At 35.3% G+C, this 14,349-nt stretch carries 17 protein-coding genes and 1 tRNA gene; 7 read left to right on the top strand and 11 right to left on the bottom strand.

Annotated elements, in window-relative coordinates; translation table 11 throughout:
• The first annotated feature begins 3 nt into the window (after positions 1–3).
• Positions 4–333: a YegP family protein gene (locus ABI657_RS07200; RefSeq protein ID WP_348096566.1), complete on the top strand. Its 330-nt coding sequence runs from the start codon at positions 4–6 to the stop codon at positions 331–333.
• 266 nt (positions 334–599) lie between these two features.
• Complete coding sequence (locus ABI657_RS07195; protein WP_348096565.1) at positions 600–776, top strand: hypothetical protein; 177 nt, start codon at positions 600–602, stop codon at positions 774–776.
• 358 nt (positions 777–1,134) lie between these two features.
• Here the strand turns inward: ABI657_RS07195 and ABI657_RS07190 are convergent, their stop codons facing one another.
• Positions 1,135–2,031 (bottom strand): hypothetical protein, encoded by an 897-nt coding sequence (locus ABI657_RS07190; RefSeq protein ID WP_348096564.1) that lies wholly within the window; start codon positions 2,029–2,031, stop codon positions 1,135–1,137.
• Positions 2,032–2,355: 324 nt separating this feature from the next.
• A tRNA-Ala gene (locus ABI657_RS07185) sits at positions 2,356–2,429 on the bottom strand.
• A gap of 106 nt (positions 2,430–2,535) precedes the next feature.
• Between ABI657_RS07185 and ABI657_RS07180 the strand changes: the two genes are divergently transcribed.
• The 3 genes from ABI657_RS07180 to ABI657_RS07170 all read left to right on the top strand — a co-directional run bounded on the left by ABI657_RS07180 (position 2,536) and on the right by ABI657_RS07170 (position 4,764).
• On the top strand, positions 2,536–3,300 hold the full coding sequence (locus ABI657_RS07180; protein WP_348096563.1) for an enoyl-CoA hydratase/isomerase family protein: 765 nt from the start codon (positions 2,536–2,538) through the stop codon (positions 3,298–3,300).
• Positions 3,301–3,465: 165 nt separating this feature from the next.
• The gene (locus ABI657_RS07175; RefSeq protein WP_348096562.1) at positions 3,466–3,915 is read left to right on the top strand and encodes a 6-carboxytetrahydropterin synthase; all 450 of its coding nucleotides are present in this window, start codon (positions 3,466–3,468) and stop codon (positions 3,913–3,915) included.
• 105 nt (positions 3,916–4,020) lie between these two features.
• Positions 4,021–4,764: a UDP-2,3-diacylglucosamine diphosphatase gene (locus tag ABI657_RS07170; RefSeq protein ID WP_348096561.1), complete on the top strand. Its 744-nt coding sequence runs from the start codon at positions 4,021–4,023 to the stop codon at positions 4,762–4,764.
• On the opposite strand, the gene ABI657_RS07165 is transcribed toward ABI657_RS07170, so the two are convergent.
• From ABI657_RS07165 to ABI657_RS07140, 6 genes are all read right to left on the bottom strand, one after another.
• Positions 4,761–5,117 carry a hypothetical protein gene (locus ABI657_RS07165; RefSeq protein WP_348096560.1) on the bottom strand — a complete coding sequence of 119 codons (357 nt, stop codon included), beginning with the start codon at positions 5,115–5,117 and terminating at the stop codon, positions 4,761–4,763. The two genes, ABI657_RS07170 and ABI657_RS07165, sit on opposite strands and share 4 nt — an antisense overlap.
• Before the next feature lie 151 nt (positions 5,118–5,268).
• Positions 5,269–6,549, bottom strand: a complete 1,281-nt coding sequence (locus ABI657_RS07160) for an MFS transporter (RefSeq protein WP_348096559.1) — start codon at positions 6,547–6,549, stop codon at positions 5,269–5,271.
• A complete protein-coding gene (gene recJ, locus ABI657_RS07155) occupies positions 6,539–8,239 on the bottom strand; it encodes a single-stranded-DNA-specific exonuclease RecJ (protein WP_348096558.1) in 1,701 nt (566 codons plus the stop codon). Before recJ ends, ABI657_RS07160 begins: the two co-directional genes overlap by 11 nt.
• A gap of 85 nt (positions 8,240–8,324) precedes the next feature.
• The gene (locus ABI657_RS07150; RefSeq protein WP_348096557.1) at positions 8,325–8,669 is read right to left on the bottom strand and encodes a HopJ type III effector protein; all 345 of its coding nucleotides are present in this window, start codon (positions 8,667–8,669) and stop codon (positions 8,325–8,327) included.
• 189 nt (positions 8,670–8,858) lie between these two features.
• Positions 8,859–9,581 (bottom strand): 16S rRNA (cytidine(1402)-2'-O)-methyltransferase, encoded by a 723-nt coding sequence (rsmI, locus tag ABI657_RS07145; protein ID WP_348096556.1) that lies wholly within the window; start codon positions 9,579–9,581, stop codon positions 8,859–8,861.
• 34 nt (positions 9,582–9,615) lie between these two features.
• Positions 9,616–10,626 carry a hypothetical protein gene (locus ABI657_RS07140; protein WP_348096555.1) on the bottom strand — a complete coding sequence of 337 codons (1,011 nt, stop codon included), beginning with the start codon at positions 10,624–10,626 and terminating at the stop codon, positions 9,616–9,618.
• A gap of 235 nt (positions 10,627–10,861) precedes the next feature.
• Here ABI657_RS07140 and ABI657_RS07135 point away from each other — a divergent pair, with 235 nt between their 5' ends.
• Together ABI657_RS07135 and ABI657_RS07130 are read left to right on the top strand one after the other, a co-directional pair.
• Positions 10,862–11,452: a thymidine kinase gene (locus ABI657_RS07135; RefSeq protein WP_039115440.1), complete on the top strand. Its 591-nt coding sequence runs from the start codon at positions 10,862–10,864 to the stop codon at positions 11,450–11,452.
• A gap of 30 nt (positions 11,453–11,482) precedes the next feature.
• Positions 11,483–11,926, top strand: a complete 444-nt coding sequence (locus ABI657_RS07130) for a hypothetical protein (protein ID WP_348096554.1) — start codon at positions 11,483–11,485, stop codon at positions 11,924–11,926.
• Positions 11,927–12,002: 76 nt separating this feature from the next.
• On the opposite strand, the gene rpoN is transcribed toward ABI657_RS07130, so the two are convergent.
• The 3 genes from rpoN to ABI657_RS07115 form a co-directional block, all read right to left on the bottom strand.
• Positions 12,003–13,463, bottom strand: a complete 1,461-nt coding sequence (rpoN, locus tag ABI657_RS07125; protein ID WP_348096553.1) for an RNA polymerase factor sigma-54 — start codon at positions 13,461–13,463, stop codon at positions 12,003–12,005.
• A gap of 90 nt (positions 13,464–13,553) precedes the next feature.
• Complete coding sequence (locus tag ABI657_RS07120; protein WP_348096552.1) at positions 13,554–13,949, bottom strand: GxxExxY protein; 396 nt, start codon at positions 13,947–13,949, stop codon at positions 13,554–13,556.
• A gap of 215 nt (positions 13,950–14,164) precedes the next feature.
• On the bottom strand, positions 14,165–14,349 hold a 185-nt coding region (locus ABI657_RS07115), incomplete at its 5' end, for an amino acid--tRNA ligase-related protein (RefSeq protein WP_348096551.1).

The raw sequence follows: 14,349 nt of genomic DNA, 5'->3' as shown, positions 1-14,349 counted from the left end.
AGCATGGGAAAATTTGTAATTACCAAGAGAAACAACGGAGAATTCCAATTTAATTTAAAAGCCGGCAACGGTCAGACTATTTTAAGTAGTGAAGGTTATTCCAGTAAATCAGGCGCTACAAACGGAATAGAATCTGTAAAAACCAATTCGCAGGATGATTCTAAATTTGAGAAAAAAGAATCCTCAAACGGAAAATTCTATTTTAGCTTAAAAGCTTCAAACGGACAAATCATTGGAAGCAGCGAAATGTACGAAAGCGCTTCCGGAAGAGATAATGGTATCGAATCGGTTAAAACAAATGCTCCGGATGCTGAAACTGATGATCAGGCTTAGGTTCTCATTTGTGATGTGAAATTATTAGCTCTCTTTTTAGGGAGCTTTTTTATTAGTAGTGTATAAAACAAAAACTCTAATCTAGCCCTGATGGAAGCTACATCCTTTTTAGCCGCCTTTTTTTCGGCTAAAAAGATATAGCGGACAGCGGAACAAGTGGTCTTGAAAACGAGAATTTTCTGCTCCTGATTTTTATAATATTGAGGTTTAACCTTTTGATAATATTCAGGAAGTTTAAAATCTTAACTTTAGGTAAAATTAAAACTATGGAAATTAACTGGGTAATAATAGGGATTTTGGCAGTGTGCGTGATTATATTTGTCGTATTTACTGTAAGAAAAAATCAAAAGGAGAAAAAGAAGCTGACCAATTTGTTAAATAACGATTTTAAGAAATCAGAAGAAGACGAGCCTGATTTTGACAATAGTGGAAGTGAGCGTTAAATTCATGAATTAAAAAAAAACCGTATTACAATAAAGTAATACGGTTTTTTTTGTGGAGAATACCGGATTAGCAACATATGCCAAAAAAGAATAGAATAAATATGCCTATATTCCATTAATGATGGTTTAGCTTTAAACTAATTTTTGAAATTTTCAATTCGCTTGGTATACAAATTAGTGCCAAAAATTATTGCACCCATTACAAATGGAACAAAATGAGAAATTTGCCAGAAAAGATCTATTCCGGTATTTAGTCCTTCATCTAGTGTTTCGAATATTCCTAAACCTATGAAGAATAAACAAACGACAAATAACAAAAATTGAATTTTATAATTTATTTTAAACATGGCTTTTAAGATTAATTAGGTAATATAAAAATTCTAATAGGTTCAGTTACAAGGTCTCCATTCAGATCTAATTTAATTAAATCTACTTCAACGTTTTTAATCGGTTTCTTCATTGGAGGTACTAATTTTTTACCACCACCTTTGCATGCTGCACCCCATTCAGCGCTTGCCCAAACAAATCCTACAACAGCGAATGCTGTAGCTGTGCCAAATGAACCGACTTCAATAGTAGCTAAGCCTACAAATGCTATTCCAACACCTATAGATGCAGATAAACAACTGCCAAATAATTTTCCGCTTTTACCAGTTATACTTCCTCCATTAAAAAATAAAGGGTCAAAATTATTCATTACTTTTAAAGCATCGATAAAATTATAAAATCGTTGTAATTTATTGTTAGTCATGGGTAGTGCTAAAATTGAATGTTCAAACTTAGATATGGAAATATTAAAATTATTAGTGCTTTCTAAATCATCCTTTAAAGCAGTTACAATCGCAAGTTCTTCAGTGCTAAATAGATTCAAATCATCTAAATATTGGATATTCTCTTCATATGTTTGATCTAATATGGGTGCTGTTCTATCATCAATTTCAATGCTTATTTGTTGACCAGCTAAAAAATCGTAATATTCTTCATATGGTAATTCAGGAGCAACAGGTTCTGGTGGTAATTCAGGAGCAACTGGTTCGATAGAATATTTGCTTGATATGCCAACTTTTTTAGATTTTATTTCAGCATCTTTTTCGCTTATGGCTTTTGTAACTGTAGCAATATCATTAGAACTTAATCTATGTAGAGTTTGAGTTTTGTTATTTACTGATTCTTCTTTAGTATCACAAGATGATATTAAAAATATAAATGCAATGAATGGTGTAAAAAATCTTGGCTTTAATAAATGTTCTCTCATTTAGTTTCGTATTTAAATAAAATTAATAATTTTAAGTTTGGAATGAAATTCCTCTCAAATATAAGAAAAATCTGTTAAGTTGTAAGATTAATTATTTTTTAAAAAGTAATTAAAAGTGATACCATTTTCTCTATCTACTTTAGTTATATTTTGATTCCAATTTTCTAATACCTCTGAAATCATTAAGTTTTTCTTGCTTTCAGATTTGACAGAGTTTAATAAATTTTCAAAATATTCTAAAGGGTGTTTTGCTGTACTAAATTTGTTGTACCCGCAGAAAAAACAAAAGCACCTATATTGCTATAAGTGCTTAGTAATAATATGTGGAGAATACCGGATTCGAACCGGTCACCTCTTGCCTGCCAGGCAAGCACTCTAGCCAAATGAGCTAATCCCCCAATTCGACAGCAAATAAAGTCAATTAATTTTCAAAAAGCAAATTTCAAATCGCTTAGACCTAAAAATAGTGCTCAAAATTGTAACTTTACGATTAAATTTATTTTTATGGGTTCACAAAACAAAACCGGTTCATTACAAACTACTATACATAATGCTGTTGCTACTGTGCAGTTTGGTCATCCTGCCAGCAATTCTTTTCCTCGTGACTTACTCAATCGCCTGACTGCGGAAATTAATTTTCTGAGTACTAATTCAGATGTTTCGATAATTATTTTGCAGAGCGAAGGGGAGAAGGTTTTTTGCTCCGGCGCCTCGTTTGATGAACTTCTGGAAGTACAAAATGAAGAACAGGGAACCGAATTTTTTTCGGGTTTTGCTCATCTTATCAATGCCATGCGCAACTGTTCGAAGCTTATAATTGCCAGGGTGCAGGGCAAAGCCGTTGGTGGTGGTGTAGGAATTATTGCTGCCTGCGATTATGTTTTAGCCACTCCCGAAAGTGCTGTTAAACTCTCTGAACTGGCCATTGGTATTGGTCCGTTTGTCATTGAACCTGCCGTTTCCCGTAAAATTGGCAAGTCAGCAATGACTCAAATGACGCTTGAAGCACACGAATGGAAATCAGCCGACTGGGCTTTGCAAAACAAACTTTTTTCGGCTGTTCATACAGCTAATGAACTCGATAATGCTGTTGAAGCTTTTGCCCAAAAACTCAGTTCCTACAATCCGGAAGCACTTACCGAAATGAAAAAAATCATCTGGGAAGGAACAGAACTTTGGGAATCCTTATTAATAGACCGTGCTGCCATAACAGGAAAATTAGTGCTTTCCGATTTTACCAAAAACGCTTTACTGCAATTTAAGAAATAGTATTTTCAGGAGCTGTTTCCTGCTGTACGCTGTATCTTTTCCTCGCTAAAGAAGCGAGAAAAAGGATGTCGCTTCCATCAGGGCTAGAAGCTTAAAACAAGACCTTTTTGTAATTAAAGACTATTTCTCGCTTCTATTTCCTAAATTTGCAAAAAAAAATAATCGATGAGTAATATCAGAATTACAAAACAATTTAGTTTCGAAACCGGGCACGCTTTGTATGGTTACGACGGAAAATGCAAGAACGTTCACGGACACAGCTACAAATTATCAGTAACGGTTATTGGCTCGCCAATTACGGACCGGTCAAATGTAAAATTCGGAATGGTAATCGATTTTTCAGACCTAAAGAAAATTGTAAAAGAAGAAATCGTCGATCAGTTTGATCATGCTACTGTTTTCAATCAGACTACGCCTCATATCGAATTGGCAAATGAATTAAAAAACCGTGGACACCATGTAATTTTAGTCGATTATCAGCCAACAAGTGAAAATATGGTAGTTGATTTCGCTGACCGAATCGTGGCAAGATTGCCTTCCAGAATTAAATTATTCTCCCTAAAACTTCAGGAAACCGAATCGTCTTTTGCAGAATGGTTTGCAAGTGACAACTAATTAATCTAAAAGTCAAAAGTCAAAAGTCAAAAGTCAAAAGTCAAAAGTCAAAAGTCTAGCGATATAAAATCTAAGAAATCTAAGATCTAACAATCTAAAAACCAAATGAAAAAAGTATATTTCGCTTCTGATCAGCATTTTGGCGCTCCTACTACGGAATTGAGTTTGCCTCGTGAAAAGAAATTTGTGGCCTGGCTTGATGAGGTGAAACGCGATGCAGAAGCCATTTTTTTATTAGGCGATTTATTTGATTTTTGGTTCGAATATAAAACCGTTGTGCCAAAAGGTTTTGTTCGTGTTTTAGGTAAACTAGCAGAAATTCGCGACAGTGGAATCCCAATTTACTTTTTCGTTGGCAACCATGATTTGTGGATGCACGATTATTTTGAAACCGAATTGAATATTCCCGTTTATCATGATAACAAGGAATTTATCTTTAACGGTAAAAAATTCCTAATTGGACACGGTGACGGAAAAGGTCCCGGTGATAAAGGGTATAAAAGAATGAAAAAGGTCTTTACCAATCCGTTTTCAAAATGGCTTTTCCGTTGGTTGCATCCGGATGTTGGTGTAAGTTTAGCACAATATTTATCCGTAAAAAACAAACTGATTTCCGGTGATGATGATGTAAAATTTCTCGGAGAAGAAAATGAGTGGCTGGTTTTGTATGCCAAGCGCAAACTCGAAACCAAACATTACAACTACTTTATTTTTGGTCACCGCCATTTACCGATGATTATTCCTGTAGGAGAAGATTCTAAATATGTAAATTTAGGTGATTGGATCGGTTATTTTACTTACGGTGTTTTTGATGGCGAAACATTCGAACTTAAAAAATTCGAAAACTAATTTTTACCTGCACCATAGACATATTCATCAAGGTCAATTCGGAACAAAGTCCCTTCAACTAAATCTTTTATTGATTTTATTTCTTTCATGGAAACTGCTAAATCTACTTGTTGACAAGGTGTTTTAAGTAAAAATTTATGGCAGTTATTTTTTAACTGACAGGATTCGCAGCAAGTGTTTTCTATAATACTGTCTTCTATCAATTGATAAAAAAAACTTAATTCAGACAGCGTTAAGTACAAGCCTGTTTCCTTAAATATGAGTTGTACTTTGTCAAGGATGGTTTGGTTTTCTTTTTTCCAGTAAAAAGCCATCCCAAAATTATTATGGTATATCTGTTCAACTTCTCTCATTGCAAATTGTTTATCAAAACAAATATAAATATTATTTATATCAATTCTAAATAAAAAATTCATAAAAGTGTTATAAAAAATTAAATTATTTAAGTGATTATAAATTCATTTAAAGAAAGCAAAACTTACATTATTTATATGGTAAATGTGATTACTCCATATTTTGATGATCTTCCATATCTTTTTGAAGATCCAGATTTCTAAATGTTGGGGATTGTATTCCAAAACCCAAAACCGTTAATAAAGTCATGCTTCCCCCAAAAACAACAGAAACTACGGTTCCCATTAATTTCGCTGTTAAACCGCTTTCAAAAGCACCTAATTCGTTCGAAGATCCTACGAACATCGAATTCACTGCAGCAACTCGCCCGCGCATATGATCAGGAGTTTTAAGCTGTAAAATGGTTTGGCGAATTACTACTGAAATTCCGTCTGCTAATCCGCTTAGAAACAAAGCAAAAACAGAAACCCAGAAAATAGTTGAGACCCCAAATAAAATGATACTCAAACCAAAAACGAAAATAGCGCCTAACAGTTTCATTCCTGCTTTTTCGTATAAAGGGACGTAAGCAGAAATCATCATCGTAATAAAGGCGCCCACAGCGGGTGCTGCCCTTAATATTCCAAAACCTTCAGGACCTACTTTTAAGATATCCTGTGCGAAAATTGGTAGTAAAGCCACTGCTCCTCCAAAAAGAACGGCTACCATATCTAGGGAAAGCACCCCTAAAATAGTTTTGTTGTTGAATACAAACTTTAATCCTTCTTTTAAACTTTCCATAACGGGTTCACCAATTTTAGGATTCAGAATAGGTTTTTTACTGATTTGTGATAAGGCAAGCAAAGCAAAAACCGAACAGGCAAACACCGAACACATCGACCAGTGGACGCCAATAAAAGTAATGGAGAATCCTGCAACAGCCGGGCCTAAAACCGAACCAATCTGCCAAACTGAACTGCTCCAGGTTGCTGCATTTGGATACGCTTTTTTAGGCACAATCAAAGACAATAATGAAAAAATTGTTGGCCCCAGAAAAGCACGAACCAATCCGCCTAAAAAGACTAAAAAATAAATTGAATAAAGAATGGCATCTGTAGACCATCCAGTAACGACTTTTGGCCAGGTTAATAAAAACAGTCCAAAACTAACTACGGAGAATCCAAGAATACATTTTACCAATAATCCTTTTTTTTCACGCTGATCAACCATGTGACCTGCAAATAACGCCATTGAAACAGCAGGAATTACTTCCATTAGTCCGATCAATCCTAATGAAAGTGGATTTTTAGTTAAGCTGTACACTTCCCATTCAATCACTATAAACTGCATTGACCAGGCAAAAACCATGGCAAAACGCAATAATAAAAATATATTAAATTCCCTGAAACGTAAAGCCTGATAGGGATCGCGTTTGTCTGTATTATTCTTCATTTGTTCTGATATCTTTTAACATAAGCTGTGTAGCAACTTTATCATTCCATTCGTTTTCACAAATTGTATACGCCAGCTGAAAAGCATTATGGTTTTTTGTGAGATTTATTTTTTTTCCCAGTCCAAAACCTATTGCGGCTAATCCTTCCGAATTATTTTGTTTCACAAAAAGCCTTAAATGTTCCTCATCTGCTCCCAAAGTTTTGGCATAACCCGTATCAGTCACATCCGAAGACATAAAAACGGGTGTCATATTCTGTGGGCCATAAGGTTCGAATTGTTTTAAAATCCGAATTAGTTTTGGCGTAATATCTGCGAAATCAATTTCCGCATCAATCTCAATTTCCGGAGTACGCATTTCTGGCAGAATGGTCTCCTCAACCTGTTTTTCAAAAGCGTCTTTGAAACTCACATAATTTTCTGCTTTTAAAGTCATTCCGGCTGCATACATGTGACCTCCAAATTGTTCCAGATGTTCGGCACAGGCATCTAAAGCATTGTAAACATCAAATCCTTTTACAGAACGTGCAGATGCTGCATATTTATCGCCGCTTTTGGTAAAAACCAATGTCGGGCGATAATAGGTTTCTATTAGACGAGAAGCCACAATTCCGATAACGCCTTTGTGCCAGTCTTCCTGAAAAACAACGGTCGAAAACCGTTCTTCTTCCTGATTTTCTATAATCTGCTGAAATGCTTCTTTGGTAATTCTTTTGTCCAAATCTTTCCGGTCTGAGTTGTATTGTTCAATTTCAGAAGCAAACTGCTGCGCCTGTTCAAAATCAAATTCGGTTAGCAATTCCACTGCATGATTACCGTGTTTGATTCTTCCGGCAGCGTTGATACGTGGGGAAATGATAAAAACAACATCAGTAATATCTAACACTTTCTTTTTGATTTGATGTACCAAAGCTTTAATTCCCGGTCTCGGATCACTATTAATAACCTGCAATCCAAAATAAGCCAAAACCCTGTTTTCACCCGTAATCGGAACGATATCGGCAGCAATAGCTGTGGCGACCAAGTCCAGATACGGAACCAAATCTTCAATGGTTTCGTTTCGATTTTGACCCAATGCCTGGATCAATTTAAAACCAACGCCGCATCCGCATAACTCATCATAAGGGTAGGAGCAGTCTTCTCTTTTTGGATCTAAAATCGCAACCGCGTCGGGAAGAATATTTCCCGGTCTGTGGTGATCACAAATGATAAAATCGATGTTTTTTTCTTTTGCGTAGGCGATATGATCGATGGATTTGATTCCACAGTCTAAAGCAATAATCAATGAAAATCCGTTATCATCTGCAAAGTCAATCCCTTTAAACGAAATTCCGTAACCTTCATCATAACGATCTGGAATGTAAGTCGCAATATTGGGATAATGTGTTTTTAAATAAGATGAAACCAAAGAAACAGCCGTTGTTCCATCGACATCATAATCACCAAAAACCAAAATGTTTTCCTGATTTTCGATAGCTGATTCAATTCGGGCAACTGCTTTGTCCATGTCTTTCATCAGGAACGGATCATGAAGATGTTCTAATGAAGGTCGAAAAAATTTCCTGGCCTCTTCGAAAGTTTCAATTCCGCGTTGAATCAAAAGTGTTGCCACAAAATCTTCTACATTCAACGCTTGTGCCAAATGTTTAATTTTGTCTTCAGAAGGTTTTGGTTTGATTGTCCAGCGCATTTTGATTTGTGATTGTTGAATGTTGATTAACGATTTTTGATTAATTAAGATGATTTTAAATCTGAAATCAAAAATCTGAAATAATTTATTTCAATTCCAGTGCATTTCCTTCAAACTGAATTCCGTCCCAGCCTAAATTGATGAAATTTCTAATGTTTTGATGATTGGTTCCATTTGGATCTGCTAAAACTTCTTCAAAATAGAAAGCGCCAAAACAGGCTAAAGTTTCCTCTTTGCTTAAGTTTTGCAATTTAGCAAAAGAAAATAGTTTGCAGGAACCTGAATTTTCTCCGGCTGCATTGTGCTGTGTTCCGTTTTGGAAAGCAGTTGGAGTAAAATTGTAGTTTTCCTCTATTACTGCAATCGTTTCAGGAAATGTTATTTGGGTTGGAGTTTGTTTTACTTTTTCTAAAAAGGCTTGTATGCTCATGATTTGTTTTTTGTCTGTTTAATTTTCTTGCGACAGATTATAATGATTTAAAAAGATTTTTCTATGCGCTTTTTTTTAACCACAAATTACACAAATTTCCACTAATTAAATTTGCGATAATTTGCGTAATTTGTGGTAAACCTTTTTTCTGATATATAACAATCTGTGAGATCTGTGGCAAATTTATTTTTAATCTTCTTCATCATCCTTCGAAAATTTACTTTTCTTAGGTTCTTTAATTATTGTTTTTCCGGCAACCACAACGACAATTTCGCCGCGTGGAGCTGTTTTTTCAAAATGCGTTAATACTTCTTTTGCTGTGCCGCGAACATTTTCTTCGTGCAGTTTTGATAGTTCCCGGCAAACACAAATCTGACGGTCTTCACCAAAATAAGTAATAAATTCGGCTAAAGTCTTCAATAGTTTATGTGGGGAAACATATAAAATCATCGTTCTGGTTTCTTCGGCTAAAGCCAAGAATCGGGTTTGACGTCCTTTTTTCTCCGGAAGGAAACCTTCAAAAATAAAGCGGTCATTGGGTAATCCGCTGTTGACCAAGGCCGGAACAAAAGCAGTTGCGCCAGGTAAACATTCTACTTCAATTTTATTTTCGACACAGGCGCGTGTCAATAAAAAACCCGGATCTGAGATTGCCGGAGTACCTGCATCTGAAATTAAAGCAATGTTTTCACCAGCTTTAATTCTTGCAATTATGTTTTCGGTTGTTTTGTGTTCGTTGTGCATATGATGGCTGTGCATGTGCGTGCCAATTTCAAAATGCTTCAGCAATTTGCCACTCGTTCTGGTGTCTTCGGCTAAAATTAAATCGACTTCTTTCAAAATGCGAATGGCACGAAAAGTCATGTCTTCAAGATTGCCAATTGGCGTTGGAACGATATATAATTTAGACATATTTGTTTATTAGTGAAAGGTAAAAGTGAAAAGACTAAGAGAATTTCTTCTCTACGATTTCCAGAAAACGCCCTGCATAATCGTCTTTTCCTTCCCAGTTGTTGTAATCGGGTTTTACCATTGTTTCAATGAATTCCTGTGCTTCAGTATAATTGTCAAAAGTCAGCAATTGGTTTAAAACACGGCTATAATCCTCGGTGTTATTTCCAAATAGATTTTTGGTAAAAGCTATTCGGTCATTAAGGTCAATGTGAAAACCTTTGGCTAGTTTTTCGTTTAGCGGAACTGTTTTAGGTTTTGCAGGTTCTGCAATTACGGTTTCAATAACTTCTTTTTTATCTTTAAAGTCATTGTTTGCTAGTGTTGGAGCAGCAGCAACATTTTCGTAACTATCAACTTTTACAAATTGTGCATCGGCATAATTGACGCCCAGAATATCTTCAAACGAAATGTGAACAGCATCTGATTTTACAGGAGTTTCAATTTTTGTTTCTTCTTTTTTCGGCTCTTCTTTTTCTAATTCAAAGGCAGGTTTAAAATCAGGAATTGGTTTTAAATCGCTGATTGTTCTAAAAGAGAGTTCTTCGGCAGTTTCTGTTTCTTCTTTGATTTCTAAAACGGGTTCTTCCTCTATTTCAGCAATAATTGGTTCTTGTGCTTCAGGTTCAGGAAGAATTTCCGCAACTGGCTCAGGAATTATTATCTCAGGAGTTTCTTCAACAATTTCTGCAGTTGGGTCTTCGATAATTTCAGGCTCATAAGATTCTTCTAGCCTAATAACTTCTTCCGCCTTTGGAGTTTCAATTTGAATTTCTGCAGGAAGCACTTCCTGTTTGTCAAAAATAGTTTCCAGTTCTGAAGTAATTTCAGTTTGACCTATTGTTGGTTTCACAGTATCAAAATTCTCCTCAACAAATTTCAAAACCGCTAATTTCTCATATAATTTCTGTGTTTCCAAATACAATTGATTGATATCGGATTTATTTTTAATCTTTAAAATTCGATGTGCAATGCTGATTAAATCGGCTTCCAATTTTTTTTTCATAACTACTGAAATTATAGTGAATAGGGTGTTTTTAGTATATTTTGTATTTGAATGTCTTTATTCCTGAAGCAAAAATACGCAGAGCATTTTATTTCTGTTAATAAGTGTTTGCGAATCTTCAATTTAATAAAAATTTTCTACTTTTGAAAAACGTAAATGATCAAAATTCTACGTCAGTTTATTACCAGTACAAAGTAATAAAAACTATTCATTTTTAAAGGCAGAAAAATACAAAATGTTTCTCGAAAATACAGTAAATCACAAAGAACAATTTGGTTGGATTGAAGTTATTTGTGGATCAATGTTTTCGGGTAAAACCGAGGAGTTGATCCGCCGATTAAAACGTGCCCAGTTCGCCAAACAAAAAGTCGAAATCTTCAAACCCGCTATTGATACCCGCTATCATGACGAAATGGTGGTATCGCATGATGCCAACGAAATTCGTTCAACTCCTGTTCCGGCTGCTGCCAATATTGCTATTTTAGCACAAGGCTGCGACGTTATCGGAATTGATGAAGCGCAGTTTTTTGATGATGAAATTATTACAGTCTGTAATGATTTGGCCAATCAGGGAATCCGGGTAATCGTAGCCGGACTGGATATGGATTTTAAAGGAAATCCTTTTGGACCGATGCCCGGACTTATGGCAACTGCGGAATATGTAACTAAAGTACATGCCGTTTGTACCAGAACAGGAAATCTTGCCAATTACAGTTTCCGTAAAACAGATAATGATAAACTGGTAATGTTGGGTGAAACAGAAGAATATGAACCACTCAGTCGTGCAGCATATTACAATGCCATGAAAAAGAATCAGGAGAAGTAAATTTCTTTTCTCTAAATAAACAACTATAAAATGCAGGAAAAAAAAGGAAAGAATAATAAATTATCTATTGCAATAGTAAGCGTTCTTTTACTTGTGGTATTATTGTGGACTATGGTTCAGTATGACTTTTTTTCTGAAAAATCTGTGCCTGTAAATACAGAAATTTCAGAGTTGGTTGTTCAATATAATAAAAATTGCCCCTTGACAATTCAGGAAGGAATTCGTCTGGACAGTGTTTCTCTACCTAAAGAAAAAGTTGTTCAGTACAATTTAACATTGGTAAAAGTCGAGAAAACAACCGCCGAGATTCAAACTATAAAAGAAAATATTGAAGCAAGTCTTGTTAGTACAGCCAAAGCAAATCCGGGTCTAAAAACATTTAGGGAGCAAAATTATACTTTGATTTATGATTATAGTGATAAGAAAAAAGCACATTTATTTGACGTTACAATAACTTCTGATCAATATAAATAATTTAAAATTCTGATATAAAATAAGAACCCGACAAACTTCAAAATTTGTCGGGTTCTTATTTTTATGAAAATCTGAATTATATTTTCTTCCTCATTCTCGCAACCGGAATATCCAGTTGTTCGCGGTATTTGGCAATTGTTCTTCGCGCAATCGGATATCCTTTTTCTTTTAGGATTTCAGCCAGCTGATCGTCCGGCAAAGGTTTCTTTTTGTCTTCGTCTTCAATCGTATTTTTAAGGATTTTCTTGATTTCCAAAGTTGAAACATCTTCTCCCTGGTCGTTTTTCATCGCTTCAGAGAAAAACTCCTTGATTAGTTTTGTTCCGTATGGCGTCTCCACATATTTACTGTTGGCTACACGCGAAATCGTCGAAATATCTAAACCAACCATATCTGCAATGTCTTTTAGGATCATCGGTTTTAGTTTAGTTTCGTCACCGTCTAAGAAAAATTCTTCCTGATAGTGCATAATCGCATTCATGGTTACAAATAATGTCTCCTGACGTTGTCTGATCGCATCGATAAACCACTTGGCCGAATCCAGTTTTTGTTTGATAAACTGAACGGCATCTTTTTGGGCACTAGATTTATCACGGGAATCTTTATACGTCTGCATCATTTCCTGATAATCTTTAGAGACGTGCAGGGAAGGGGCATTTCTTCCGTTTAGGGTCAGTTCTAATTCTCCATCTGTAATCCTGATGGCAAAATCAGGAACTACATTTTCGGTCACTTTATTGTTTCCGGTGTAGGATCCGCCTGGTTTTGGGTTCAGTCTTTCGATTTCGTGAATCGCTTTTTTAAGCTGTTCGTTCGAAACACTGTATTTCTGCAATAATTTATCGTAATGTTTTTTCGTAAAAGCATCAAACTGATTTTCGATGATATCAATCGCCAGATCAACATATTCGCTTGGCGTTTTATGTTTTAACTGCAATAATAAACATTCCTGCAAATCGCGTGCTCCAACTCCCGAAGGTTCCAGTTCGTGAATCACATGCAGCATTCTATCGACCATTTTCTCATCGGTGTAAATTCCCTGGGTAAAGGCCATATCATCCACAATGTCCGAAATACTTCTGCGTATATAACCCATGTCATCAATACTTCCCACAAGGAATTCCGCGATTTCACGCTCTTCATCATTCAGGATAAAAGTATTCAGCTGATTGATTAGATCCTGATGGAAACTGATTGGCGAAGCAAAAGGAGTTTCGCGCTCTTCGTCTTCACTGTAATTATTGGCTTGTGTTTTATAATCCGGAGTATCGTCGTCGCTTAAATATTCGTCAATGTTAATATCGTCTGCTTCGATTCTGTCTGATTCGGCATCATCATAATCGTCATAGTCTTCATTGGCAAATTCATCGGCTTCGAATTCTTCTTCCTGTCCAGCCTCTAAAGCCGGATTTTCGTTCATTTCTTCTAACAAACGCTGCTCAAAAGCTTGCGTAGGCAATTGAATTAACTTCATCAGCTGAATTTGCTGTGGAGATAATTTTTGGGATAATTTTAAATTTAAAAATTGCTTTAGCATAATAAGGCACTAATTTTTTAGCCACTAAGACGCAAAGGCGCAAAGTTTTTGTTTTTTTATTTGCCTAAAAGGCGCTAACTTTATTATTGTTTAATACAATTTGTTTGTATTAATGAATCTTTTGATACCACTTTTAATCAAAGGAACGTTGAAATTAATTAAGAAACCTAAATCTTTATTTGAAAGTTTCAAATGACTTATAATTTGTGCATGCCAAACTGGATTTATCTGATCTACTGCTTTAATTTCTATGATTATAGAGTCTTCAATTAGTAAATCTAAACGCAATCCTTCAGTAAATTCAATTTCATCATAAACAATTGGGATTTCAACCTGACGTTTTACATCTAAACCAGTTTTAGCTATTTCATGCGCTAAACAAACTTCGTAAACTCTTTCTAATAATCCTGGGCCAAGTTGTTTATGAACTTTGAATGCAGAATTTACAATAATTTTTCCAATTTCTTCTGTTCTTTCTGAGAGCATATTTTTTATGGGTTTGCCACGAAGGCACAAACGCTCAAAGTTTTTTTAAAGATTTTTTTAAAAATACTACATGATGACCCATTTTGTGTCTTCGTGGTATTATTTATTTAAATCTAATTATAAAACTTCGTGACTTTCTGTCTTTGTGACAACTTCGCCAGCAAAGGCAAACAAAAAAACTTCGTGTCTTTGTGCCTTCGTGGCAATATTTTTTTTTAAAATTCAGCACTTCCTGGAGTTCTTGGGAAAGGAATTACGTCTCTAATATTTGTCATTCCGGTTACAAACAATACCAAACGCTCAAATCCAAGTCCGAAACCGGAGTGAACCGCAGAACCAAAACGGCGCGTATCTAAATACCACCATAATTCTTCTTCGTCGATTCCGATAACTTTCATTT

Origin of the sequence: Flavobacterium sp., assembly GCF_039930565.1 — a bacterium.
In the GTDB taxonomy this organism is placed as follows: Bacteria; Bacteroidota; Bacteroidia; order Flavobacteriales; family Flavobacteriaceae; genus Flavobacterium.
Note: the sequence above shows the minus strand (reverse complement) of the source record. Positions and strands in the feature narration are given on the sequence as shown.